This is a genomic window from Thermoplasmataceae archaeon, assembly GCA_038729425.1.
Classification (GTDB): Archaea; Thermoplasmatota; Thermoplasmata; order Thermoplasmatales; family Thermoplasmataceae; genus B-DKE.
Window position 1 is genome coordinate 1 of record JAVYSB010000005.1, and the last position, 23,977, is coordinate 23,977.

Here is a 23,977-nt window from a genome sequence, read left to right on the forward strand (position 1 = left end):
TGAATCGATGGTGGTGATACAAAAAAAGCGCGGATTTCATCAACGTTCTCTATCTCCAACCCTCTCTCCTTCAACACTGCATGGATTGTGCCAAATTTTTTAATGAGATTTAGAGCCGTTTTGGCTCCTACCCTTGGTAACCCCTGGTTAAAGTCAGTCCCGATCAGGATTCCTATATCTATCAGCTGTTGAAGTGAGATATGGTTCGTTTCCAGAACTTCGCTAAGATCGATATATTCAGGATTCACGTTGACATAAAGATTTCTTCCAGGTACCTTCCGCCTGCCGTACATGGTGAAGTTTCTGAACACGCGCCTGGCACCAAACAGGAGACAGTCATAATCCTGCGAGACGACGCCTGAGACGAGCCCTAGCCTGGACATGACGGACGCTTGCGCCTCTCCCTCCGAGGGGGCATCTATGTATGGGAGCCCCATATATCCTAGGATCTCCCTTGCCTCATCCGTGATCTCTCTTGTGACATAATTGATCCTAGAGGATAGTGACCTAGCCCTTTCCTCGTCACCAGCCTCTATGGCTGCTTGAAGCTCAAGATAATTCTTTTCCTTTATGAGTCTCCGTTCCTCCAGAGTTCTGTTCTTCAGATGGGATGGCTTGCCGTCAAACACATAAATGGGTCTAATACCCTGTTCCATCATCGTGATGTTACGGTAGAATATCCCAGAGAGGTGTGAGGTAATTCTTCCGTGGGAATCTTTAAGCGGATTGCCATCATATTCCCTTATTCCGCTGAGGAACTGGTAAATCACGTTGTAGGCGTCTACAGCGACCACGGCACCTGACTGTTCTTTCAGGTTTGTTGTATGTTTCTGCACAATATCAGAGATGTTCACTCCCATTTTATGCCTCGCAGGTTATTCCATAGCTTACTATTCGGAAATCAGCGAATACGCCCTCTGCTATTGATCTGTGTTTTATCACCGTGAACCGCCGTTTCCCGTTTCCGATTTTTGTAATTTCGAATATCGCTTTCATTGCGTGGTTGATAACATACCCACCGAATGGTTGCAACGAACCGCTATCAATATCCTGGTAAACCTGGTTCGTGATCAGCGCGGGTATCTTAAACTTGACCGCAATCCGCGAGATATGTGAGAGTTGCTTCTGAAATCCGGCAATCCTTGCTGCGGCATCTGCTGTTTTCTCGAGGCGAAAATACTCTGTGAATGAATCGATGACGACCAGGCCGACATTGCCGTATTTCTCAATCAGCCTTTCGCTTCTCATAAGTGCGAGTTCCTGGTCTTCCAGACTGCGGGCCCTGAAGATCATCAGATTTTCCCTGTACTGATCATTTTCGCCGGAAATCTGGAGAACCCTATCTGGTGATACTCCCTCCGTATCTATGAATATCACACGCTTTCCAAGTTTGGTGCAGGAAATTGAAAAGAGAAGGGCAAGATTGGTTTTTCCAGAACCCCCCTCGCCATATATCTCTGTTATGACACTATTCTCGATGCCACCTGCAAGGAGTTTGTCAATGCACCCGACTCCAAGGGGAAGTTTCTGCTGTAGATCACCGATCTCGACCCTGTCCATCGTGTTGACATGTGTAAACAATATAAAAAGAAAATCTAGATATTTTAGAGCCGGCGAACGGCACTGACTACATCCCTGAGATCAGCGGATTTAACCTGGGTATCAGCATAACCGGAGAGATCCTCGTGTCTTGGGTTAAAGGCTATGGAATACCCGGCCTCCCGAAACATAGACCGGTCATCGAGTGAGTCACCGATGCAGACGGTCCTTTCCCTTGGAACGGAGTACTTTTTCCGCAGTTCTCTTACGTTGAGGTCCTTCCGCTTGAAATCAACCTCAATCTTTCCGTCTGGTACGAGGAAGCCATTTTTGTCCGTAAAAATGTGGTTGGAATTTACATGATCGAACTTCACATTTGACTGAACAATATCCGCCAACCAGGATATGCCACCGGACACTATGGCAACCTTCTTACCCTCTGACTTAAGGCTGCTTATGGCCTGTACCATTCCTCCGGTCATTGGTATCTCCATAAGGATCGAGATCACTTCTTCCTTAGATACCCTGCCTCTCTTTTCAATCCACAGCTTAACATCTCCTTTGAGGAAATCCGCATAGGTAATTTTTCCATCCTCAAATCTCTGCCTCAGATTGCTGTTATCCACGGAGAATCTCCTGTGCACATAGTTCCAGCTGCTTGAATCAAGAGTCAGGACGCCGTCCATATCGAAGACAAACAGATCAAAATCAGAGAGAGCCATTTTTCCAGTTCACGCCTTCATTTAGCAAATAAGTTGCTGATCTTAAGCCACCACAAAATACCACTACCATTTCTGCGCGGTTATATGAAACATTGAATATTTGTTCAATAGGAACGCGCAAAATTGACAATGTGCCGTGCCTCCTTACCACAATATATGCACTTTTTGCCCTGGACATCGCCCTGCGCATCCAGCGGCATATTGGTAGCTTTTGCACCTGTTTCATCCTTTATCTTCGCCTCGCACTCAGCCGATCCACACCATGGGGATTGGACAAAACCACCTTTTCCGCCAATGATCGTTTTTAATTCGGCATAATCATCTGTTTTAGTGATGTGAGACTTAAGGTACTCCAGAGCTCTCCTGTAAAGGTTGTTATGAATGCTGTCCATTAGTTCTGACACCCTGTTTCCGGCATTAGCAATCGGGATTATAGACTTCTCTGAAGTATCTCTTCTCACAACTGTCAGGCTTTCTCCTTTCTGTTCCCTTGCCCCTATTTCAATTCTCAATGGCACTCCCTTAAGTTCGTATTCGTTATACTTCCAGCCAGGGGAGTATTCGTCTGAGTCATCGAGATAAATCCTGAATTTATCTGAGAGGGAGTCCCTTACCTTCATGCAGTAATCTAGCACAGCTTCTCGATTCTGGCGACTGTAAATTGGCACAATGACTACCTGAATTCTAGACAATTTTGGTGGCATCACGAGACCCTTATCATCACCATGGAGTAGGACAATAACACCGAGTTCTCTAGTCGTGATAGCGTATGTATTCTGGAATGGATAGCTGTATTCCTCGTTCCTGTTCAGGAACTTAATGTCGAATGCACGGGCGAAGTTCTGACCATCCTGGTGATGATCCGGACCCTGTATCGCCTTTCCGTCCGGCATAAGATGCTCAATACTGTAGCTTGCCTGTCCCCCGGCAAATTTCTCTGTATCTGTTTTTCTTCCCACGATACCTGGAATGGCAAGATAGTCCCTGAGCACTTCACTGTAAATTCCAAGGATTCTGTCTCTTTCAGCAATTGCTTCTTCCTCTGTAGCAAAGACACTGTGCCCCTCGTTCCACAGGAATTCCCTGTTTCTGAGAAGAGGCGTGGGATGCTTAAACTCCCAGCGAATGACGGAGTTCCACTGATTTTGCCTTATGGGAAGGTCTCTCCATGACCTCACCCACTTTGAATAGCTCTCGTACATTATGGCCTCTGAGGTTGGTCTTATTGCCAGCCTTTCCTCCAACTGAGATTTTCCCCCCTGAGTGACCCAGGCAACTTCTGCGGAAAAGCCCTCTATGTGTTCTTTCTCCCTGTCCAGCAATTTCTCGGGAATGAGCATAGGAAAATACACGTTCTGAACCCCGTCGGCTCTAAGCCTCTCATCTACGGCCCGCTTTATGGCTTCCCACGCAAAATAAGCATCCGGCCGGAAAACGATCATTCCAGATACAGAACTGTAATCAACAAATTCCGATTTTGTTATGACCTGTGTATACCACTCTGAAAAATTCTCAGACTTCTTCACAGTTATACTCTTCTCGTCAGAATTCGCAGCATCCAATGTTTTTACCTTGCAGTCAATTGCCAGGTTAAATTTAGATATTACGATATTCCCGATGCATTACCCCGGATGGATCTGATAATTGCTATTTTCTCAAGGCGGTGCTTCTATAATCCCAATCATATGGGCTGCCAGCTGAAGCATACCTGATCCCAAAGTTTTTCCATGCAGCATTTAAAGCTTCGTTACTGATGCCATAACTCCCTGCTCAAAGAAAATATACATGTAAACGATATATTGCCATGGCTAAGTCTACTGTCGCAAACGGTGATGAGGGGTTCATAGTTGACATTGCAAAGAGACTAATACCAATTCAGGCAATCTCTCCTGAATCCGGGGGAAAAGGGGAGTCACTCAGGGCTGATGAGATATGTACAATGCTTGATGAGATGGGTTATCATGATTACAAGAGATATGATGTGCAGGATGGACACGATGTCAAAAGATCAAGCGTTATACTGAAAGTTGGGAATAAAGCAAAAACGCTTTGGTTGATATCGCACATCGATACGGTTCCTGATGGGGACCGGGCACTGTGGTCTCATGATCCATTTAAGGCTACGATGGACGGTGACAGGATTTATGGAAGAGGCACTTCAGATGATGGACAGGCAGTATTCCTATCTTTCCTACTTCTTAAACATCTGAGAGCGAATGACCTTAAGTATAATTTGGGACTTGCATTCGCAGCAGACGAGGAAATGGGGAGCAAATACGGCATACAGCACCTTATTGACCAGGACATTTTCAGGAAAGACGACCTCCTGATGGTTCCCGACGCTGGTGCTAAGGATGGACTGGACATTGAAATAGCTGAAAAGAGCATACTCTGGATTAAATTCAAAGTCCAGGGAAAACAGTATCATGCCAGCATGCCAGCTCAAGCGATCAACGCGAACAGAGAGGGCATGAAGTTCATGCTTGAACTTGATGAATTTCTACACAATAATTACAGTAAGCAGAACCCCCTTTTTTCGCCCAGTTATTCTACCTTTGAACCAACAAAGAGAGAAAAAAACGTGGACAACATCAACACCATACCGGGAACTGAAATAATGTACCTTGATTGCAGGATACTTCCAGAATTCGACATAGACCATGTCATTGACAATATAGACAGGATTATCAGGGAATTTGAAAAAAAGAGCCCTGCAAAAATTACTTACTCATTCTCCCAGAAAGAGCAAGCCCCTGTTCCTACAAGTGAGAATGCCGAGGTAGTCCAGAAACTTAAGGCCGCAATTGCTGCAACCAGAAATGGAACCCCAAGAATAGTTGGAATTGGCGGAGGAACATGCGCAGCTTTCTTCAGAAAAATTGGGATACCGGCTGTGGTCTGGTCAACTACCATTGACGAAGTGGCACATCAGGCTGACGAATATTGCTTGATCAGCAACATAAAGAGGGACAGAGAAACCCTTGAGGTAATGCTCTATCAATAAAAATAAATGAAGTTTATTCATCATCGGACTTGGACAGGTCCCTCAACCTCTGGACACCGTCTATTTCCTCTATTATTTCCCTGACACTGTCAGGCACATCTGATTCCCATGAATCTCCGTTGCGCATTTTCTCCCTGATCCTTGTGCCAGACCAGTTGCTGCGGTTAATCAGTTCAAGAGAATTTACCTCGTATCCTTTCTCGCTGAATAGCCTTTTAACTAGGGGATTGTTGCTGTACACCCTGTTGAACTTAGGCGTGAGGGATTCGACATGGGCTACCCAGAGTGGGTTTGAGTTTACATCCTCTATTGGAACGAGATAGAAATCGTAAATCTTCTCCCTCTCGAGGCATGTAGAAATCATGAGATGCCTCTCTCCAGCTGTAAATGGGTTTTCGAGTGTGTGAGAATACTGGGCACTTCCTATACCTATAATCAGGGATTTATTCGATTTAAGTATTTCCTTTATTACTTCCAGGTGCCCTCTGTGAAAAGGCTGAAATCTTCCGACGATGAAAGCTCTCATTTCCCTTACATATTCAGTACGTAGATAAAAGTTTCAGAATTGAATGGAATAAAAATTCATGCCCAATAATATGTTCGGGCATACTTACTTTCAATTAGTTTGGTTCAGTTGATGTTTATGATATTTTCAGAATAGGGCTGTATAATTTTTTTCTGAATCTTTGTCTGCGTCAATCATTTCCATGTTTACCGTCACTTATGCGGTCTGTAATGGTAAATAACAAAATCTAGCCGAATCTTCGTATGCGTATAACAATTCAACGGCAAACCTGGAATTTATTCTTTGTATAGTCACGAAAACAATTTACAATCTTTAGTTCTGTAAGTTCTCTCCTTATTGCTGCATTGCTGCTATGACATCTATCTCAACAAGTACTTTATCCGTTACGAAGCCACAAACTATGGTAGTTCGAGCCGGTGGCGACTTCTTGAACGTTTTTCCAAAAAGATTATTCATATCTCTGAAATATTTAGCTTCGGAGATATACACTGTAGTTTTCACTGTATTCTCCAGGGAAGCCCCCGCTTCCTTCAGAATCTTTTCTATCTTGTCCATGGCACTTCTGAACTGTTCCACAAAATCTGTTTCTCTGTCCGGAGCATTGCCCGTTTGACCCGAAACGAAGATAAACCCACCAGAAATCACGGCATGTGAATAGGGGCCACCCTTAGGAAGATCCGGGAGATCTATAGCTTTTGTTTTTAACATAAATAAATAGTGGATAGATTTATAAAAACGTATAGCCGTAAAATACTAAATGCAGTCACTTTATGTTTCGAAACCACCCATTTCTTTTCACGCGTGCATAATGCGTACTGATACATATTTAATCCCCACAGAATTTACATGTGTTCATTATGAAGCTGGTGGAAGAACTTGAGAAAGCTTGTGGTAAAGACGTGCTGACCAAGAAAGAGGAGCTTTTGCCTTACATGAGGGACGCCTCATATTTCGAAGGTAAACTTCCGGATGCCGTTGTTCTGGCGACCAGTGCTGAAGAAATTTCCAAGGTTATGAAGATATGCAATGAGCACAAGTCCCATGTAACAATAAGGGGCGGCGGGTCCTCGCTGACCGGTTCATCAGTGCCGGATGGAGGCGGCATTGTAATAAGTGTCGCCAGAATGAATCGTATCCTTGAGATCAGGCCATCTGACAATGTTGTGGTTGCAGAATCTGGAGTGAGACTGGACGAGCTTAACGACCGGCTGAGCAGTATTGGATTCTTCTATCCACCGGATCCGGCCAGTTCCATTTCCGCAACCGTTGGAGGTACAATATGTACAAATGCTGGGGGGCTGAGAGCTGCTACCTATGGCACGACGAAGGAGTGGGTACTTGGGCTTCAGGTAGTTCTCCCTACAGGGGAGATCATAGAAACCGGAGGATACACTCTCAAAAGGAGCAAGGGCTATGACCTTACTGGCCTGATGATTGGCAGCGAGGGGACTCTTGGCGTCATAACGAAGGCTATCCTGAAGATCTGGCCCCTGCCGGAGGAGACAGGGAGAATACTAGCGTACTTCAGGGACATAAGGGCAGCTGGCCGCGCTATTTCTGAACTGAAGTCAAGGGGCATTATCCCTTATGTTGCAGAATTCATGGACAGAATGTCAATGGATTCTATCACCAGGGCAAAGGGGATGAAGTTTCCAGAAGAGGCAAAGTATCTACTTCTAGTAGATGTTGCTTCAAGCTCAGAATCCATGGATCGCGTTCTTGATCGGGCAGCTGCTATAATAGGAGAGAGCATGCCGGTCTACATGATCACCACAAGAGATAAGATCGAGATGCAGAAAATGTATGAAGCACGCAAAGGGCTGTATTCATCCTCTTTGAGCCAACGCGATTCTCCAGAGCAAAGCGTAGTGATTGGCGACGTCGTTGTGCCCGTTTCTCAGCTACCAGACGCTTTGGATGAGTTCAGGGAGGCCGCGGACGACCACGGGCTTAAGGTTGTGTTCTTCGGTCACATTGGTGATGGAAATGTGCATGCAAATATATTCGCTGACATGGGACGCGAGGAGATCCGAAAACGTGTTGACGCTTTTCAGATGTCCCTGGGAAGAATTGCGTTGAATCACGGTGGATCGGTATCTGCGGAACATGGAATAGGCATCGAGAAGAAAGAACTGCTGAAGATGGAACTCGGTGCCAGGGACTCGGAATTTAGCATAACGCTCATGAGGAGGATGCGTGAAGTCTTCGATCCCAATAACATATTGAACCGGGGGAAAATTTTTGACTGACTTCGATCAACTCGTTGCAGAAATGAATGCGGAGGTGCAGAAATGTGTCAATTGTGGTTTCTGCGAGAGCGTATGCCCGACCCTCCCATCGTCAGGCTTCAATGCTATTATCGGCGCAAGAGGCAGAGTCGATCTTGGTAAGGCTTTTGTGGATGACGTGAAGAGGAACGGAAGGAGCGAACTGGATATGTCCGAATCATTCTATTCATGCCTGGACTGCTTCGCCTGCTTGCAAGTTTGCCCTGCGGGCGTTAATGCTGGTATAGTGAGTGAGATCGGCAGGGAGATTGTTGCTGGCTCTGGAGAATTCACCGGTAGCAAGGAGAACAATTTCGCGAAAATGGTTGTTGAAGCTACTATGAGGTATGGAAATCCCCTTGGAGTAAGGGAAAAGTGTTCTGACTGGGCTGATGGTCTTGAGTTCAACCACAATTCTGATACCCTGCTTTACACCGGCAATATGTATCAGCTCATGGCATTCAGTGAGTCACTCAGTAGGATGCAGAGATACATGGGTTCACTGGCAGAACTTCTGGCAGGCGTTGTTGCAAATCACACCACACTGATAAAAATTACAGGATCTATGGCAAATCGTGAAACACAGTATCGTGTCAATGGTTTCCTTAAAAGCATATACAAGCTATTGCGAATGGCTGGCGTAGATTTCAATTATCTTGGGAAAGAAGAGCCTTATCCTGGTACATTCATATACGATCTGGGTTATAAGGAAAAGTTTCTGGAATATGGAAAGCGGGTAATCGAACTCTTCAGGAATCATGGGGTCAGAACCATTATTACTGTTGATCCGCACACATATGATATATTGAATAATCAGTACAGGGAAAACTTCAAGGATTTTGATTTCGAAGTCGTTCATTACCTTGATTACCTTAATGATCTTAGGTTTTCGCATAATCGCGGTACCGTTACCTTACATGAACCTTGTCATTTTGTACTGAGGAATAATACTTATTCGAAGCCAACCGAAATCCTCCGGAGAGTTGCAGACGTGATTTATCCCGAAAGAAGCGGAAAGCATACTTTGTGCTGTGGTGGCCCTGCAGAACTCATGTTTGGTAATCTAACAAAGAATATTTCTGAAAAGAGGTTTGATCAGCTTAAAGCCGCTGGGGCAGATAATATTGTTACTGCGTGTCCAATCTGTTATGTCAACCTCAACAAAGATGGAAGCATCACCGATCTGTCTCAGTACCTGCTGGAAAGTTTATGAAAATGATAATATTCTGGTAATGCTTTTTATTTAATAGTCCAATTACTGCATGATTTAAGATGACCCAAAAGGAGACGATTGCGGAAGCATTCTTGACACCAGAACAAAAATCCTCTTACAGATGGGTAATGGCTACGATTTCCGGCATTGTCATGACTACCAGTTTCATATCGCTGTCTGCTTTCAGCATTGTAGCTCCGTCAATTGCTCAGAGCATGAGTGTCAACAGCAACACTCTCACTGTTTACGGTGTAGACGCATTTTCCATTGGCCTTTTCATTGCATTCTTCATCGGTCACGGTGGAATCTTTGACACCAGAATAGGCACTGGGGTAATAGTTGCCCAGGTTTGCTTGATAGTTCCTGAGTTCCTGATCCCATCCTCTGTCAACATATATATGATAACTGCGCTGCGGTTTTTCCAGGGCTTCATGATCATGATGCTCGCCCTGTTCTCCATTCAGCTTTCAGGGTGGTTCAGATCGTCTGAACGTGGTAGGTCCCTTTCGTTTACCCTAGGTGCTATAACATTGGGAAGTGCCGCTGGCGGCATACTTTCAGGTGTGTTCAGTTCCATGAGCTGGCAGATAACATACTATATCACGGGTGTGGTGATGATCGCCGGTGCCGCAGTATATTTTTCTCTTGCAAGGTCTTCAAAGTCACAGTTAGACCTCATAAAGAAGGCTAAATCAGTAAAACATCAAGGTGCGTGGAAGAATCCCATGACATGGATCATGGGAATTATACAGGTTCCTGTAACATGGGTACTTTTCAGCCTTGGCGGGTATATGTCAACATTTTCAGAGCACCTCGGGTACACAACTTCTCAAGCAACGGAGATCGTGATAATCTGGGGACTAGTGGGATTCGCAGCCGCTTTTGCAGGCGGAATTTTAGGTGATCGATGGGCAGGACTTGGGAATTCAAACAGACAGATTTTCAATTCAAGGTTGAGAATAATGACGATTGCAGATATGTTCATGGGAGCGGGTGCGCTTCTCATGGTAACTGTTGGAGGAATTTCCTTCTACTGGTTGGTTCTTGCAGTTTCCTTTAGCGCATTACTTATGATGTTCCCGCCAAATTATTGGGCTTCAGCTGGGAATGTGTTCCCTGTTGCCATATTAGGATCTGGCGCATTCGGTATGGGACTTATTTCTAATTCTGCTGACGCAATAGGACCTCTGGTATCATCATTCCTGGTTCCGGATTTTGGATGGAGCGGAGTATTTGCCTTAATGTTCATCATATCACTTTTCGGCGTGCTACTGAATCTGGTTATATCCAGAGCGAGATTTGACATTGCACCGGATTAATTCCTCTTCGTGAATAACATTCTTCATTTTTTTGGGCCTTTCGTAAGAGCTGTGGGATGTTTCAACTGCTGATGCTGAAAAGGCTGGTATTTACTACCAGCGTTACACCGTTCCACAACGGCTACATGGGAGATATGATTCTTGGATCACATTCAAGTTATAATCTTGCCAGAACCTGAAAAATCTGTAAAAAACCGATTCAAGGGAAAAATATAAATTACTCCAAAGCTATATTTATAAAATGAAAGCGGTTGTTGCGTATGATGATTCAGATGCGGCGAAACAGGCACTCAGGTTTTCAATGAAATTCAGTGCGGTAATTGACGAGTACATAATTGTATATGTAACGCCGTCTCTGGTTGGTGTTACACCAACTTTTGATACTTATATTCCTGCAAGCGTATACCAGAGGCAGGAAGAGACATCTGAAAGTATAATTGCCTCTGCTAAAAATGTAATGGGCGAAGGAAGTGTCAACGCATCGTTTGTGAATATGGATTCGAAGGGAGAGACTGTCCCGAAGTCTATTATGAGAGTTGCGAAGGAAAGAGGTGCTGACCTCATCATAACAGGCACAAGGAAATTATCAGGTTTAAGCAAGGCGATCCTGGGTTCGGTAAGTTCTGAAATAATAAAGTTGAGCGATATTCCCGTACTTATTGCACCTCCCCTATAATATTGATATATTTTTATATCCATTAACGATGGGGTTTGGTTAATATGGGAAGTATCAGGTCTTCAAACGTAAAAAGAGTTGCTAAAGAAATTGTCGAAAAAAATGCGGAAGCATTTACAGAGGACTTCACAAAGAATAAGGAGTTACTTAAGACTTCAGTAACTGGAATATCAAAGAATACTCTTAATGCCATAGCAGGTTATGCCACCAGAACGGTGGTTAAGAAGAGAATGAAGTTGCAGCGTGAAATTGAGGAAGGATCTGTCACTGTCTGATACTTCTATTCGTTTCAATTTATCTGTTATAATTAACGCGCCCAGAAATGCTTTTTATCTGTTTCTTCCATTAGTTGGGAAATAATTTCCTTCTGTTTTGTTGACAGGTGCTTAGGTACTGCGACATTTACCTGCACAAAAAGGTCCCCTGATCCCTTATTACTCATGTGCGGCATTCCAGCATTTCTAATTTTTATGATTTCGCCGGGCTGTGTACCTGCTGGAACTTGTAAACTATGTTTATCACCATATATGTTGATCTCGATCTCTGTTCCCAGGGCCGCCTCAGGAAAACTAATCTCCCTTATCATGTACAAATCATCATCCTTTCTTGTGATTCCATTCTCCGGTCTGACTGAAATTATGATATAGAGATCACCGACATAACCGTTCTGAGACTGCCCCTTCCCCTTAAACCTTATTCTCAATCCATCTCTTGCTCCGGGAGGGACATTTACCTCGAAGCTCTCATTTTTGACAATCGTACCGGATCCCTTGCAGACTGGGCATGGTTCAACTGGTATTTTCCCTCTCCCATTGCAGGTCCTGCACGTAGTAACGGTAACCATCTTGAAGAATCCCTGACCTTGTATAACCCTCTGCTGTCCTGTACCGCCACAGGTCTCACACGTTTTCAGTTTTCCGTCCTTCGCACCTGTGCCCTTGCAGGTCTCGCATGGGGCGTTTCTCCTGTATCTCACTTCTTTCTTAGACCCATGGTATGCCTCTTCCATACTCACTGTCATCCTGAGGGCCATGTCGAGTTCCGGTTCCTGCTGGGCAAAATTACCGAAGCCGCCAAAGCCCTGGGATCCACCAAAGCTTCCTCCGAAGATCCTGCTGAATATGTCCTCGAAATCATTAAAGTGACTGAAGTTCTCCCACGTGAAATTGGAGGAGCCCCCACCAAAGTCTGCACTGCCGGTCTGATCGTACATCCGTCTTTTGTTCTCGTCTGAGAGGACCTCATAAGCTTCCCCAATTTCCTTGAACTTTTCTTCTGCTGCTTTCTTATCTGTTGGATTCATATCGGGATGGTACTTTCTTGCGAGTGCCCTGAATGCTTTTTTTATCTCATCCTGGGTCGCATTGCGATCCACCCCGAGTGTTTGATAATAGTCCTTAGGCATCTGGATTCACTACAATATTACGCTTTTTTTGGTTCCTCATCATAAATGTTCTCCTGCTTCGGTTCCTCATTCCCTGAAGTACTTTGGTCCGAAGTTTCCTTTCCCGCCTCTCCTGCAGCCTGTTCTGTCGGTCCCTGCTTCTGATATAGTTTGGTACCTATATCCTGTATGCTCTTGGTAAGTTTCTCTGAAATCTCCTTAATCTTGTCCATGTCCTTTTCGGCTATTGCTTTCTTTGCTTCAGCCAGCACATCCTGAACATTCTTGATATCCCCGCTGTCCAATTTCTCTTTGTTCTCGTTTATGGTCTTCTCGACGGTGTAAACCAGGGTTTCTGCGGAGTTAATTGTTTCAATCTCCTCCCTCTTCTTCTTGTCCTGCTCTGCAAACTCCTCCGCCTGTTTCTTCATTTTTTCTACTTCTTCCTTCGAAAGTTTGTTTGTGGCTGAAATTGAGATGCTCTGTTTTTTCCCCGATCCCTTATCATGTGCAGAAACGTTGATTATACCATTGGCATCAATATCAAAGGTAACCTCGATCTGGGGTATTCCCCTTGGCGCGGGTGGGATACCGTTGAGATTGAACATCCCCAGCGATACATTATCCGCTGCCATCGGTCTTTCACCCTGCACAACGTGGATTGTTACCGCAGTTTGCATGTCTGCGGCTGTTGTGAACGTCTGTGATTTCTTGGTAGGGATCGTTGTATTGGCAGGAATAAGGGGCGTAACCACTCCTCCCAGGGTCTCAATTCCAAGGGTAAGTGGCGTAACATCCAGCAGCACAATGTCTTTTATGTCACCCGAAAGAACAGCTCCCTGAAGGGCGGCGCCAATGGCGACACATTCCATGGGGTCAACCCCTCCTTCAATTTTTCTTCCAAAGTAATCCTCCAGAAACTTCCTCACATAGGGAATCCTCGTAGGTCCCCCAACGAGTATTATCCTGGTCAGATCATCCTTCGAAAGTTTACCTGAGGAAAGAGCCGTGTCAATCGGTTTTTCTGCCCGTTTGATAATTGGAGCGATTAACTCTTCGAATTTCGACCTTGAAAGGCTATATGTGAGATGTTTTGGGCCGGTCTGGTTTGCCGTTATATAAGGCAGGTTTATCTCAGAGGTCAACGTGCTTGATAGTTCTATCTTAGCTTTTTCCGCTGCGTCCTTTAGCCTAATGTATGCAGATTTGTCATTCCTGAGGTCGATGCCCTCCCTAGCCTTAAAATCATCCGCAAGAAAATTGATAATTGCTTCGTCCATGTCCGTGCCACCGAGCTTGGTATCGCCTGACGTTGAAACAACTTCAAAGACTCCTTCGCCAAAATCCATTATGGTTACATCTAGGGTTCCGCCGCCAAGGTCGAATACAAGAATTTTTTCTGATTTCCCCTGTTTGTCTATTCCATAGGCCAGCGAAGCAGCGGTTGGCTCATTTATAATCCTCTTTACGTTCAAGCCAGCGATGGATCCTGCGTCTTTTGTCGCCTGTCTCTGGTTGTCGTCAAAGTATGCAGGGACAGTTATGACTGCTTCGCTGACAGTTTCTCCCAGGAAAGCCTCCGCATCCCTCTTGATTTTCTGGAGAATGAATGCCGATATCTGTTGCGGGGTATACTCCTTTCCGAAAACTTTGAACTTATAATCAGATCCCATTTTCCTCTTTGCAGCATACACCGTACCTTCAGGGTTTAAGAGCGCCTGCCTCTTTGCTGGCTCTCCGACAAGGAGATCTCCCTCCTTTGTGAAAGCCACGTAGCTAGGGAAAGATTTTCCGCCAATCGAGACACCTTCTGCGCTCGGGACTATGGTCGCTTTTCCTGAAATGACCACAGCCGCTGCTGAGTTGCTTGTTCCTAAATCAATTCCTATTATTTTTGACATATTTATTCCCTCTTTGAAACTATTACCTTTGCATAGCGAAGAACTTCTCCGTTCAGCTTGTATCCTTTCTGCACTTCCACAACCACCCTCCCGTCTTCGCCTTCTTTGGTGGTCGCAACGACCTCATGCAAATAAGGGTTAAAAGGTTCACCCACTGACTTTATCGGCTCCAGTCCAGATGAACCAAGAAGGCTAAGAGCTTGATCCCTGATAGGAATCAATCCACTGTTTGCCTCAGACGACTGGATAGCTGAGTCCATGGAATCAAGAACCGGCAGTATATTCTTCATCAGGTTTGCAGAAGCGGTCTTTTTGGTTGAAGAAATCTCCCTATCCTTGGCCTTGACAAGATTTTCGGCGTCTGCCCTTTCCCTGATAAACATATCTCTGTACCTTTCGGCCTCTGTTCTAGCTTTCTTCAATTCTTCCCTCACCCTCCTGAGTCTGTTTTCAGCTGACTTCAGGCGATTCGCGGAACTGGATTCTATATCGTTCTCCAAGGGTTGCAGAATAGAAGAATCGGCTGAATGGGACGTTTGCATATGCGGGTATATTTGTTCTTCTACATAAACTTAACTGTAATAAATTCTGTCCCGTCAAGCGAGGGATACCTTAGCTGGTAGATAATTTGCTTTTCTGGAATTCTTTTTTGCTTTCTTCATCTGGAACAAATCGATGATCGATAAAATATGTTGGTTCTTGTAATACTACACTGGTTGTCCATAATTTCAGGCTGTTTACTCCCGACCTCTTGGTTTGACAGTTTTCACTCAATAGACTTTATCATTCCACGTTGCCATGAAAGAGTTTGTGCACTGTTTGGAACATGGGTACGGTTTGTGGTTACTTAATATCTGTTTAATCATTTGGCTCAGCATGGACAGGCCGAACTCGTTTAGATTTCTTAAGCCATTGTTTCAGTCAATGAAAGACCCAAGGGTTATTTCAATTGATCTTGAAACCCTGATTGATTCCCAACAGGATTTTCTGAACGATGAGAGGATTATCGCGATATCTCTCAGTTACAGTGTGCCTTCACCCAGAACTGAGGTTTTCGTTGCCAAGGATGAGTCAGAAATGTCGGAGAGAGACATATTGAACAAAATGGACAACTTTCTGGGAAGTTATCAGCCAAACGTGATCATTGGATACAATCAAACAGGTTACGACATACCTCTGATTCAAACCAAGCTGAGGAAGCTGTCTTACGCGGATCAATTATGGAATTTCAAATATTATTCCGGGACGTCAATCATAATAGATATGATGTATATCATAGCTGAAGACCTTGAGGCGGAGGGGGATTTCAAGCTTCGGAAATTAAGGGATGTCGTTTCACACCCAAGGTATGCGCATCTCAATCTAAACCGCAAAAAAGACAACGTGATTATTGAAGGTATGAATGTAGGCCAGGCCATCAGGCACCTCTGGAAGAACGATCCAGTGAAGTTCCTTGAATACTGCAAAGGAGATACTGAAGATGTTCTGAATATTTTTTATTACCTGTTTTATAGGCAGATCATCTGAGGTTTTGATTATTGCACATCCCACTTTAAAATGGAAACATCAAACTCTGATATGTGGGTAAATATACATTTATATAACTCATAAATGTAGTATAATAATGGCATCTTTTACCCATATTGGTATGGTTATTCTATCATCAGTTATCAGCGGAACGGCTCAGCTATCAGGGGCGATGTCCAGACTGCTGGATGTAGTAGTATCACTGTCGGCTGTGATCATAGCACTCTTATGGATCCCAATAGCACTGAGTTTCTTCAGCACTGACGAGAACAGGAAATTCGAAGCCAGAGGGAGGCTGAGAAATGCCCTTATAGGAACCTTAATTTATGTTCTGGCTGTCAGCGGCGTGATTTACGCTATTTTCAACTACATAGCGCTGGGTCAGTAACATGATTCCATTTCTGGCGGATATTCCAAAAGTACTCTCTGCGGTAATATACCTAGCTGACGAGGCATACGTCGGTCTAATAGGTGTTTTCTGGTACTTCCTGGTGAAATTTGGCCTCCAGCCTTCTTATTCATTCCCTGACATGGGGTCTAACATTCCACTTATGGGGTTCTACTCTTTCCTCTTCAACAATCTATATGTCGAGTTCGCATCGATTGCCATTGTGTTTGCGGCTATGATCCTAATGTTTACCTCTTACGCCAACAGCGGGCGTGCGTATTGGACAATAGTGTCGCGATTTTCAGTGAGTGTAATATTGTTCGTTGGTTCCATGGAGATAACACAGTTTATTATCGGGTGCACTTCTTATGCCTTTGATTCCGTATGGTCATATGGATCGATCAACTGGTACAGCCTTCTGTCAGTCACTAACATATCATCAAACCTCATAACCCCAGTTTCCCAGGTAAGCGCATCAAACTCTTTAGTTGAATTCTTCTTGCTCAGTTGGCTGTTTGTGGCAACATTCTCCCTTATGAGCATGCTCATTGTTCGACAAGCCATTATGATCTTTCTTTCCTTGATTCTCCCTCTCTTCAGCCTTCTGTTCATGACGGACAGTACTTCTAAACTACCCGTGAAGCTCTGGATTTTATACATTGAATCGTCCATACTTCCCTTCTTTGTAATGATAATACTGGTTCTTGTTCATATTTTCTATTATGATTTTCTCTTGCAGATAGGTTTTCTTTCGCTTGCCGTATTGTTGCCTACCGTACTCATGTCAAACTCCCTTGTCTACAGGTTTTCCTCATTCCAGTCAATGTATGGCGAAATGTCTGCAGGATCCGTGCTCTCGGGAATCGGCACTCAGGGAGGATACATTCGTGCTATAATGTCAGGGGATTCCAGTGTTTCAAGTGCCGGAAATATGCTTTCATATCCTTTATGGAATAAAGATAAGGGGAGCTCTGGGCCACTCAAAGTGAAGGATCATTCCAAAGCCGGCATCGACTGGAAAAAAATCGAGGATGAGAAATTGAAATACAGGCGAGAATGGTGATTTGACTTGACTGGAAGCAGCACCGATAAGATCCCGGCAAATGTGAGGAACATCAGACCGAGAATCGGTGGGATCGATGCCAGGAAGATTTCCTCGCTCATAGCAACGCTGATGGTATCCCTTTTGATTTTACATTACAATCCCCTTTTGTCCATAATTTTTGCTGTTGGAGGAGTGATTTTATCTCTTATGCCTTCGGAAGAGGGGTTTTTCCCGGGCACGATCGGACAATATTTGCGAACCGAATTAAAACGAAAATCCGGTACGCTAAAACTGGAATACCATGTGGACTGCGTGGATGGCATTTGCACAGTCTTAAAAGGGAAGTTAATGTTCGCAATTGCAACGCTTAAAGGTTTACCTGCTCAGATGTTGTCATATGAGGAATCCTTTTCTGAAACTGAAATGATATCGTCGATTATTGACAAGCTGTACTCGAGAGTTAGTTTTGTTGCATATAGCGAAATGCTTGACGTGAGCAGTTATATCATTAAAGAAACAGATGATGATTCTTTGGACTATAATGGCCTGGTTTCTTATATCTTTGAGGATGTAAGATACTATAGATCCTTTTTACTGTTGAGTGTGGACACCTTAATAGACTTCTCCAGATCTATGAATCTTCTGAGGAAAGACTGTGAAACCTTAAGAGAAGGATTGAAAAGATCTGGTATAGAAATAGCATTTATGTCGGACATTTCCGAAATAGGAAGGTTACTAGGGAGGTCTCTTTGATAATTTTCGAGGAAGAGTGATAATATATCAAATGACAGGTCAGAAAGAGTGGAGTTTCGTTACTTACTGGATGGTCCGCAAATCAAGATTGAAAATAACCATGCCATAATTACTCTGGCTGACTCAGATTACGGTTCGCCTTTTCTTTATTGCACGCTGCTTGAGGCAGCAAATGTTCAGGCTAGTATAGCTGTCGAAACAAAAAAAATAGCGGATAATAACTCTGATAAGTTGCTCAAGAGGTTGCACGCTTCAAGAAGGTCAGAGATGAGATATGTTGAGAAGAGGGACAGATCAAGATATCTGAAGTTGTCAAGGCATGCAGAAGCCCTTGAGAAAATGCTAAAAAAATCTGTCAGTGGTCTGAAAATATACGATATCAGGTTTCGACTGGTTGTAACTGCTAATCATCCTGTGAAACTCTCACATATTGTTTCAAGGATACTGGAGTCAACGAAATATATTGGACTCTTTTTTAAGCTAGAAAAGAATATGTCACGAAATGACGTAGTTGCTCTGTTACCACCATACACGAGTGAGAAATATGGATATATTATGGATTCACAATCCCTTTCAAGCATGCTGCCAATTCATTTCGAGCAGATCCCGAATAAAACCGGAATAATTTTTGGTGTAGATGATATTAGTGAAAAGCCCGTTATAATTGATATTTTCAGCGAAAATTCTTACAATGTCCTGCTATTTGGCGAGTCTGGGTCGGGCAAGTCATTTTTGTCAAAGCTGATCATCCGTCGATCTCTAGTCAGGGGAAACGCGGAACATGTCCTGATTATAGACCCATTAGGGGAATATGGTTCTCTTTCCGCAGCAGCCAATCCATCTACGGTGAGTGTCGGTAAGGGAGATTATATTGATCCGCTTAGGTTATCCGGAGGCAGCGTGGATTCTGCTGATGCTGTACTATCCATGTTGATACAGTTTGATAATCATATAGAAGAAGACTCTGCACCTTTGAGGAGAGATCTAATCAACTATCTGAAAACCTGTTCTTCCTGCTGTTTTACCGGTTTCGTAGAATATCTGAAACGTTCTGGAGCGTCATATTATTCTGTGACAGCAATAGAAAGACTCGCAAGCAATGTGTTGATAAGGGAAGTTCCCCTGAATATAAATGGTTCAATAACCATCATCAGGACTCCGCAATTTGTTGACAGGTCAAACGAGGCATCCGTTGTTTCCGTTCTTGTTTCGTTATTTTCCGCTATATCTTCTCTGCCAGGCAGGAAAATTGTGGCTATCGACGAAGCACACATATTTCTTGGCAATGAAGCCTGTTCGGTTATAATGGACATGATCGTCCGGCACTCAAGGCACTATAACACTTCAGTAATGAGTCTCACGCAGAATCCGGATGACTTTTTTCTCAATCCGCGATCCCATTCTATTCTGCTTAACAGTTCTAAGGTTTTTGGATTCAGAACCAAATCAGAGAACATTTCAAATTACTCAATTTCTGGAGCAGACAGAGTGCGTGAGGTAGATTTCAAAAACCTCATGGGAGGCAGGAATGATGCATATTCACAGTGCCTGCTGTTCTCTGATGGACGCGTAAGAAAATTGAGAATACTCTGTACAGAGAAGGAAAAATCTGTCATTGATGAAAAGAAAGCCTAGGTTTATTTTGTTCTGGGAAACCTCTCTTGGGCATACATGAGCGTTAGGATACCAAAAACGAAGACGGGAACGACAAACGAGTAAAGTCCAATATCTGTCCATGTGCCGTAAACAATCGACCAGCCCACATAAAAAGTCGCCCCTATAACAATCAGGGCAAGACCCACAAATCTGACTACGTTTGGAAGTGTGATCAATCGAGCAGCGTCCCTGATCCCTTCCGTTATCCTTTTATTATCTGACAATGTCGTTTCCGTTTGCAGAAATACGAGAGAATAATTAATTGTTTCCATCGGTTAGTGCATCCTGGATCAAAATTTACATATCAATATATTTATCTATATTCCAGAAATATCGGTATCTATGCACGACCCCGCCGCCAGTTATTTTAAATGTACGGAACGGGAGAGAGCCATATTTGAAGCGGGGATAAAACTCGGCACTGTATACCACCAGTATGTTGGTGTTCCGATTAATCTCAGCAATATCAAGTCATTGGAGAACGCCATCAGGGAAAGTGTGATGGTACAGCCATTCGTGGAAAGCGCCGAAGTTAAAATTGACCTTGAGATGGTAAAAAAAAGGCAGGGAGTGTATAAATACATAACCCTCTCCGGTGAAATGTTGAACGTGGGCCTTGAAATCAAGTATGGGGATTCCTCTATTAGGGCTAGGCTCGAATATATTGAGGAAATGGACTATCCGCTCATGCATCTGGATGGTTGAGATCAAAAATGGCAGTAAAAGTTGGAATAACGGGACCCGTGGGGTCAATAAAGGCGGATGCGCTGAGAAAGATCATTGATATGCTGCAGAAAGACGGAATGGAAGTTCAGGGATTGCTTGTCACGGAGATAACTGACAATTCAAAACTTACTGGATACTCAATTTTTGACATATTCACTAAGAAACGGGCAATTTTCGCTGAAGCTGGTATAACATCAAGAGTGAAGATCGACAAACTTGGCGTCGACACCAGAATTCTTGAGGAAATCCTTGTACCGAGCTTGCAGAAAGCTAGAGAAAATGCCGATGTAATTGTGATAGATGAGATAGGCAAGCTTGAAAACGCAACAAAGAATGTTCAGAAAGAAATAGAAGAAACCCTGAAGTCAACGAAGCCGCTTATAGTTACGCTTCATAAGAAGTCAAGAAATCCTGTTCTGCAGGAGATCAGGAGCCTGGAAAGCATAAGAGTTTTTGACATCACCCCAATCAATCGAAACATAATGCCTTTTAAGGTGCTACGCGTACTTAAGGGGGAAGAAGGACTCTAGTTGATAATAGACGAGGAATCGGCGCGTATAAATGTACCAGACAACTTTACGAGAAATGGGCCTGGAAAGAAGATGCCAGGATTCTATAACAGGACTCAGAAACTGAATCGGGATTTGTCCGTACTCTTTGTTAAATCTGTGAAGCCAGAGAAATCGCTGGATGCCTTTGGTGGAACAGGCGTTCGTGGGATACGGCTCGCCCTTGAAACACCAACTGAAGTCGTGATAACGGAACAGAATCCTATTGCTTACAAATACGTGACCGAGAACATAACGCTGAATAACTTAACGGTGAAAGCATATAATTGCGGGTTTCAGGATGCTTGCAACAACGAAATATTCGATTATATTGACATTGACCCGTATGGAACGGTAGTGCCTTATACTGATTTTGCAGTAAATTCTGTAAGGCCGGGAGGTTATATAGGCTTCACTGCAACTGATTTGAGCCCGCTGACAGGTTCTGTAATCATGAAAACAAGAAGAAGATATGGCGCGTTTATTCAGAATGATGTTTTTCGACACGAGATGGGGCTGAGACTGCTTATCTCGTATATAATAAAAAGAGCTGCAGTATTTGACAGGGCAGCATACCCTCTGATCTCATTCTGGAACTCCCATTTTTATCGCCTTTTTTTCCGGATCGAGAAGGGCACAGAGAAGACTGACAGGCTTCTGGACCAGATAGGAACCGTGAACAAGAGCAAACTACTCTGGAACAAATATCGTGATATTGAAGAAGGACCCGTGTGGACGGGACACCTCAATGACGGGGACTTAATCTTTAGCATGACCAGGGATTCAAAGAATATGGAGAACAGGGAACTGCGGAAATATCTGGATCTTATGGGAAGCGAGGATAAATCCCTCCTTTTCTGGGACCTCACGCGAATTTCCCAGGATAAGCATGTGGAGACCCCGAAGGTCAATTCAGTAGTGCAGAAATTGAATGACCTTGGGATTGACGCCGGAAGAACTGAGTTCTCGAGCACTGGTATCAAGGCAAGATGCAAAATTGAAGACATTTATTCTGTTTTTTAGTGGCTATTATTTTAAGGTGGTTCTCAAGACCATTAAAAACAATAAATAAATCATAAGCTTTCACAGGTGACAGATGAATAGCTGGATAAGAATACTCAGACCAATAAACGGCGTCATGGGGCTCGTCGCGACGTGGATTTCTGGATTCATTGGCGTTGGGTACAGATTGCCTTACTACTTTATTGCTCTACTGATTGCATCGATATCAGTCTTTCTTGTTACCTCTGCTGGGAACGTGCTGAACGATATCCTTGACCAAGATACAGATAAAATAAACCATCCGAACAGACCGATCCCCTCTGGCGAAATATCAATTAAAAGTGCGAAAATGTATTCTACAGCTCTATTCATAATTCCGTTCGTAATTATCATTCCAGGTACGGTCACAGGTATCTACTCTGTATTTGTACCTATTATAGTGCTGTTAGCAGAGTTGCTCCTTATTTCCTATGAAACGAGGACAAAAAACATAGGGCTGTGGGGAAATGCCACGGTTAGCGTCCTTGTCGGCCTTATTTTTATTTATGGAGGAGTTTCCGTGGGAGCGATTGCACCCATGGTAATTCTTTTCGTCCTTGCGGCACTTTCCAATTTCTCCCGTGAGGTAATAAAAGACATAGAAGACATGGGAGGTGACTCAGACAGAATTACATTTCCAAAGAAGCATGGCGTTAGGATGGCTTCCACAGTTGCAACTTCCAGCATTGTCATCGCGGTCGTCATTTCGGTGTTCCCCTTCCTTCTTGGGATTTTCCCATATCCCTATCTTGTGGTTGTTCTGGTTGCGGATATCATCTTTTTATTTTCAGTGCACAAGATACCAGAAAACCCTAAGAGAAGCCAGACATATAGTAAATATGCAATGATTACAGCTCTTGTTGCGTATGTGGTTGGTGCCATCGCCCTGGAGTTCATTTCAAGTGTTAGCCTCATTTCCATCAGCTGGTGAAAAGAATGAAAGTTTATGAAGAGATAAAAAAACGTATAGCAAAAGGGAAGGTTCACATGACGCTTATCGATCCCGCTTCACAGGATCCCGTAAAATCAGCTGTCATAGCGGAAGAGGCCGAACGGGCTGGCAGCGACTTCATCATGGTAGGAGGTTCTACCGATATCAATATAGACGCGATGGATCAATGCGTTGATCACATTAAGAAGCATACAAGCCTGAAGACCATTCTATTTCCTGGTTCCTCAAGTATGGTCTCAAAACAGGCAGATGCTATATATTTCATGTCTCTGATGAACTCCACAGATCCAGATTTCATCGTGAGGCATCAGATGAAAGCATCATGCTTCCTGAAAGAGACAGGACTTGAAGCCATTCCCATGGGTTATCTTATTTTTGAGCCTGGAATGACCGTAGGAAAGGTGGGGAAAGCTGAGCTTCTGCGTGGAGATGATTACAAACTTGCGCTATCGTATTCACTTGCTGCACAGTTCTTCGGTATGAAACTTATGTATTTTGAAGCTGGAAGCGGTGCTAATAGCCATGTACCAGCATCTCTCATATCTAAGGTCCGGCCCGGTATTGATTTACCGCTCATCGTGGGAGGCGGCATAAGATCACCAGAAGCTGCAAGCATTGTTTCTAAAGCCGGAGCAGATATTGTTGTTACTGGTACAGTGACGGAAAAATCAGACAAAGTGTACGATATCCTTGAACCCATTATTTCTGCCATAAAAGCCTAGGAAATATTGATCTGATCATGATTTTGCTATCTCTGCACATGAAATTTGTACTCATGGAGCAATGTTTA

27 protein-coding genes are annotated in these 23,977 nt (G+C 43.8%); 17 read left to right on the plus strand and 10 right to left on the minus strand.

What is annotated here, in order from left to right:
* The 4 genes from fen to proS all read right to left on the minus strand — a co-directional run.
* Positions 1 to 860 (minus strand): flap endonuclease-1 (gene fen, locus QW597_05385; protein ID MEM0156014.1); only part of this gene is annotated, 860 nt, incomplete at its 3' end.
* 1 nt (position 861) lies between these two features.
* Positions 862 to 1,560 (minus strand): DNA repair and recombination protein RadB, encoded by a 699-nt coding sequence (gene radB / locus QW597_05390; protein ID MEM0156015.1) that lies wholly within the window; start codon positions 1,558 to 1,560, stop codon positions 862 to 864.
* A 44-nt stretch (positions 1,561 to 1,604) separates the two neighbouring features.
* Positions 1,605 to 2,261 carry an HAD-IB family phosphatase gene (locus QW597_05395; protein ID MEM0156016.1) on the minus strand — a complete coding sequence of 219 codons (657 nt, stop codon included), beginning with the start codon at positions 2,259 to 2,261 and terminating at the stop codon, positions 1,605 to 1,607.
* Positions 2,262 to 2,365: 104 nt separating this feature from the next.
* The gene (gene proS, locus QW597_05400; GenBank protein MEM0156017.1) at positions 2,366 to 3,823 is read right to left on the minus strand and encodes a proline--tRNA ligase; all 1,458 of its coding nucleotides are present in this window, start codon (positions 3,821 to 3,823) and stop codon (positions 2,366 to 2,368) included.
* 242 nt (positions 3,824 to 4,065) lie between these two features.
* Between proS and QW597_05405 the strand changes: the two genes are divergently transcribed.
* Positions 4,066 to 5,265 (plus strand): M20 family metallo-hydrolase, encoded by a 1,200-nt coding sequence (locus QW597_05405; GenBank protein MEM0156018.1) that lies wholly within the window; start codon positions 4,066 to 4,068, stop codon positions 5,263 to 5,265.
* Positions 5,266 to 5,278: 13 nt separating this feature from the next.
* Here the strand turns inward: QW597_05405 and QW597_05410 are convergent, their stop codons facing one another.
* Together QW597_05410 and QW597_05415 are read right to left on the minus strand one after the other, a co-directional pair.
* Complete coding sequence (locus QW597_05410) at positions 5,279 to 5,791, minus strand: nicotinamide-nucleotide adenylyltransferase (protein ID MEM0156019.1); 513 nt, start codon at positions 5,789 to 5,791, stop codon at positions 5,279 to 5,281.
* Between the two features lie 333 nt (positions 5,792 to 6,124).
* The gene (locus tag QW597_05415) at positions 6,125 to 6,499 is read right to left on the minus strand and encodes a RidA family protein (GenBank protein ID MEM0156020.1); all 375 of its coding nucleotides are present in this window, start codon (positions 6,497 to 6,499) and stop codon (positions 6,125 to 6,127) included.
* Between the two features lie 149 nt (positions 6,500 to 6,648).
* On the opposite strand from QW597_05415, the gene QW597_05420 reads away from it, so the two are divergent.
* The 6 genes from QW597_05420 (at position 6,649) to QW597_05445 (ending at position 11,541) form a co-directional block, all read left to right on the plus strand.
* On the plus strand, positions 6,649 to 8,040 hold the full coding sequence (locus QW597_05420; protein MEM0156021.1) for an FAD-binding oxidoreductase: 1,392 nt from the start codon (positions 6,649 to 6,651) through the stop codon (positions 8,038 to 8,040).
* Entirely contained in the window at positions 8,033 to 9,271 is a 1,239-nt protein-coding gene (locus QW597_05425; protein MEM0156022.1) for a (Fe-S)-binding protein, read from the plus strand. Before QW597_05420 ends, QW597_05425 begins: the two co-directional genes overlap by 8 nt.
* A 59-nt stretch (positions 9,272 to 9,330) precedes the next feature.
* On the plus strand, positions 9,331 to 10,590 hold the full coding sequence (locus QW597_05430) for an MFS transporter (protein MEM0156023.1): 1,260 nt from the start codon (positions 9,331 to 9,333) through the stop codon (positions 10,588 to 10,590).
* Between the two features lie 56 nt (positions 10,591 to 10,646).
* On the plus strand, positions 10,647 to 10,769 hold the full coding sequence (locus QW597_05435; protein MEM0156024.1) for a hypothetical protein: 123 nt from the start codon (positions 10,647 to 10,649) through the stop codon (positions 10,767 to 10,769).
* A gap of 62 nt (positions 10,770 to 10,831) precedes the next feature.
* The gene (locus tag QW597_05440; protein ID MEM0156025.1) at positions 10,832 to 11,266 is read left to right on the plus strand and encodes a universal stress protein; all 435 of its coding nucleotides are present in this window, start codon (positions 10,832 to 10,834) and stop codon (positions 11,264 to 11,266) included.
* Between the two features lie 44 nt (positions 11,267 to 11,310).
* Positions 11,311 to 11,541 carry a 30S ribosomal protein S17e gene (locus QW597_05445; GenBank protein MEM0156026.1) on the plus strand — a complete coding sequence of 77 codons (231 nt, stop codon included), beginning with the start codon at positions 11,311 to 11,313 and terminating at the stop codon, positions 11,539 to 11,541.
* A 32-nt stretch (positions 11,542 to 11,573) separates the two neighbouring features.
* Here QW597_05445 and dnaJ read toward each other — a convergent pair whose 3' ends face one another.
* Genes dnaJ through QW597_05460 form a run of 3 tightly spaced genes read right to left on the minus strand, consistent with a single transcriptional unit; the run spans position 11,574 to position 15,093 of the window.
* The gene (gene dnaJ, locus QW597_05450) at positions 11,574 to 12,671 is read right to left on the minus strand and encodes a molecular chaperone DnaJ (GenBank protein ID MEM0156027.1); all 1,098 of its coding nucleotides are present in this window, start codon (positions 12,669 to 12,671) and stop codon (positions 11,574 to 11,576) included.
* 17 nt (positions 12,672 to 12,688) lie between these two features.
* Positions 12,689 to 14,551 carry a molecular chaperone DnaK gene (dnaK, locus tag QW597_05455; protein MEM0156028.1) on the minus strand — a complete coding sequence of 621 codons (1,863 nt, stop codon included), beginning with the start codon at positions 14,549 to 14,551 and terminating at the stop codon, positions 12,689 to 12,691.
* A gap of 2 nt (positions 14,552 to 14,553) precedes the next feature.
* A complete protein-coding gene (locus tag QW597_05460; protein MEM0156029.1) occupies positions 14,554 to 15,093 on the minus strand; it encodes a nucleotide exchange factor GrpE in 540 nt (179 codons plus the stop codon).
* Between the two features lie 334 nt (positions 15,094 to 15,427).
* Here QW597_05460 and QW597_05465 point away from each other — a divergent pair, with 334 nt between their 5' ends.
* The 5 genes from QW597_05465 to QW597_05485 all read left to right on the plus strand — a co-directional run bounded on the left by QW597_05465 (position 15,428) and on the right by QW597_05485 (position 19,899).
* Positions 15,428 to 16,078, plus strand: coding sequence for a 3'-5' exonuclease (locus QW597_05465; protein ID MEM0156030.1), 651 nt, complete (start codon positions 15,428 to 15,430; stop codon positions 16,076 to 16,078).
* A 97-nt stretch (positions 16,079 to 16,175) separates the two neighbouring features.
* Positions 16,176 to 16,466 (plus strand): hypothetical protein, encoded by a 291-nt coding sequence (locus QW597_05470; protein MEM0156031.1) that lies wholly within the window; start codon positions 16,176 to 16,178, stop codon positions 16,464 to 16,466.
* A 1-nt stretch (position 16,467) separates the two neighbouring features.
* Positions 16,468 to 17,529: a hypothetical protein gene (locus QW597_05475; protein ID MEM0156032.1), complete on the plus strand. Its 1,062-nt coding sequence runs from the start codon at positions 16,468 to 16,470 to the stop codon at positions 17,527 to 17,529.
* A 6-nt stretch (positions 17,530 to 17,535) separates the two neighbouring features.
* Positions 17,536 to 18,264: a hypothetical protein gene (locus QW597_05480; protein ID MEM0156033.1), complete on the plus strand. Its 729-nt coding sequence runs from the start codon at positions 17,536 to 17,538 to the stop codon at positions 18,262 to 18,264.
* 48 nt (positions 18,265 to 18,312) lie between these two features.
* The gene (locus QW597_05485; protein ID MEM0156034.1) at positions 18,313 to 19,899 is read left to right on the plus strand and encodes a DUF87 domain-containing protein; all 1,587 of its coding nucleotides are present in this window, start codon (positions 18,313 to 18,315) and stop codon (positions 19,897 to 19,899) included.
* A gap of 2 nt (positions 19,900 to 19,901) precedes the next feature.
* Here the strand turns inward: QW597_05485 and QW597_05490 are convergent, their stop codons facing one another.
* A complete protein-coding gene (locus QW597_05490) occupies positions 19,902 to 20,144 on the minus strand; it encodes a hypothetical protein (protein MEM0156035.1) in 243 nt (80 codons plus the stop codon).
* A gap of 118 nt (positions 20,145 to 20,262) precedes the next feature.
* Here QW597_05490 and QW597_05495 point away from each other — a divergent pair, with 118 nt between their 5' ends.
* The 5 genes from QW597_05495 (at position 20,263) to QW597_05515 (ending at position 23,909) form a co-directional block, all read left to right on the plus strand.
* Positions 20,263 to 20,625, plus strand: coding sequence for a dihydroneopterin aldolase family protein (locus QW597_05495; protein MEM0156036.1), 363 nt, complete (start codon positions 20,263 to 20,265; stop codon positions 20,623 to 20,625).
* Positions 20,626 to 20,633: 8 nt separating this feature from the next.
* Complete coding sequence (locus QW597_05500) at positions 20,634 to 21,176, plus strand: NTPase (GenBank protein MEM0156037.1); 543 nt, start codon at positions 20,634 to 20,636, stop codon at positions 21,174 to 21,176.
* The gene (locus QW597_05505; protein ID MEM0156038.1) at positions 21,177 to 22,217 is read left to right on the plus strand and encodes a N2,N2-dimethylguanosine tRNA methyltransferase; all 1,041 of its coding nucleotides are present in this window, start codon (positions 21,177 to 21,179) and stop codon (positions 22,215 to 22,217) included.
* 73 nt (positions 22,218 to 22,290) lie between these two features.
* Positions 22,291 to 23,166: a UbiA family prenyltransferase gene (locus tag QW597_05510; GenBank protein ID MEM0156039.1), complete on the plus strand. Its 876-nt coding sequence runs from the start codon at positions 22,291 to 22,293 to the stop codon at positions 23,164 to 23,166.
* 5 nt (positions 23,167 to 23,171) lie between these two features.
* On the plus strand, positions 23,172 to 23,909 hold the full coding sequence (locus QW597_05515; protein MEM0156040.1) for a geranylgeranylglyceryl/heptaprenylglyceryl phosphate synthase: 738 nt from the start codon (positions 23,172 to 23,174) through the stop codon (positions 23,907 to 23,909).
* Positions 23,910 to 23,977: the final 68 nt, after the last annotated feature.

What these genes read in the sequence shown, in the direction of transcription:
- radB (MEM0156015.1), bottom strand. Translation starts at nt 1,560, where the DNA reads ATGGACAGGGTCGAGATCGGTGATCTACAGCAGAAACTTCCCCTTGGA.
- QW597_05395 (MEM0156016.1), bottom strand. Translation starts at nt 2,261, where the DNA reads ATGGCTCTCTCTGATTTTGATCTGTTTGTCTTCGATATGGACGGCGTC.
- QW597_05405 (MEM0156018.1), top strand. Translation starts at nt 4,066, where the DNA reads ATGGCTAAGTCTACTGTCGCAAACGGTGATGAGGGGTTCATAGTTGAC.
- QW597_05410 (MEM0156019.1), bottom strand. Translation starts at nt 5,791, where the DNA reads ATGAGAGCTTTCATCGTCGGAAGATTTCAGCCTTTTCACAGAGGGCAC.
- QW597_05415 (MEM0156020.1), bottom strand. Translation starts at nt 6,499, where the DNA reads ATGTTAAAAACAAAAGCTATAGATCTCCCGGATCTTCCTAAGGGTGGC.
- QW597_05420 (MEM0156021.1), top strand. Translation starts at nt 6,649, where the DNA reads ATGAAGCTGGTGGAAGAACTTGAGAAAGCTTGTGGTAAAGACGTGCTG.
- QW597_05430 (MEM0156023.1), top strand. Translation starts at nt 9,331, where the DNA reads ATGACCCAAAAGGAGACGATTGCGGAAGCATTCTTGACACCAGAACAA.
- QW597_05435 (MEM0156024.1), top strand. Translation starts at nt 10,647, where the DNA reads ATGTTTCAACTGCTGATGCTGAAAAGGCTGGTATTTACTACCAGCGTT.
- QW597_05440 (MEM0156025.1), top strand. Translation starts at nt 10,832, where the DNA reads ATGAAAGCGGTTGTTGCGTATGATGATTCAGATGCGGCGAAACAGGCA.
- QW597_05445 (MEM0156026.1), top strand. Translation starts at nt 11,311, where the DNA reads ATGGGAAGTATCAGGTCTTCAAACGTAAAAAGAGTTGCTAAAGAAATT.
- dnaJ (MEM0156027.1), bottom strand. Translation starts at nt 12,671, where the DNA reads ATGCCTAAGGACTATTATCAAACACTCGGGGTGGATCGCAATGCGACC.
- dnaK (MEM0156028.1), bottom strand. Translation starts at nt 14,551, where the DNA reads ATGTCAAAAATAATAGGAATTGATTTAGGAACAAGCAACTCAGCAGCG.
- QW597_05460 (MEM0156029.1), bottom strand. Translation starts at nt 15,093, where the DNA reads ATGCAAACGTCCCATTCAGCCGATTCTTCTATTCTGCAACCCTTGGAG.
- QW597_05465 (MEM0156030.1), top strand. Translation starts at nt 15,428, where the DNA reads ATGGACAGGCCGAACTCGTTTAGATTTCTTAAGCCATTGTTTCAGTCA.
- QW597_05470 (MEM0156031.1), top strand. Translation starts at nt 16,176, where the DNA reads ATGGCATCTTTTACCCATATTGGTATGGTTATTCTATCATCAGTTATC.
- QW597_05475 (MEM0156032.1), top strand. Translation starts at nt 16,468, where the DNA reads ATGATTCCATTTCTGGCGGATATTCCAAAAGTACTCTCTGCGGTAATA.
- QW597_05495 (MEM0156036.1), top strand. Translation starts at nt 20,263, where the DNA reads ATGCACGACCCCGCCGCCAGTTATTTTAAATGTACGGAACGGGAGAGA.
- QW597_05500 (MEM0156037.1), top strand. Translation starts at nt 20,634, where the DNA reads ATGGCAGTAAAAGTTGGAATAACGGGACCCGTGGGGTCAATAAAGGCG.
- QW597_05510 (MEM0156039.1), top strand. Translation starts at nt 22,291, where the DNA reads ATGAATAGCTGGATAAGAATACTCAGACCAATAAACGGCGTCATGGGG.
- QW597_05515 (MEM0156040.1), top strand. Translation starts at nt 23,172, where the DNA reads ATGAAAGTTTATGAAGAGATAAAAAAACGTATAGCAAAAGGGAAGGTT.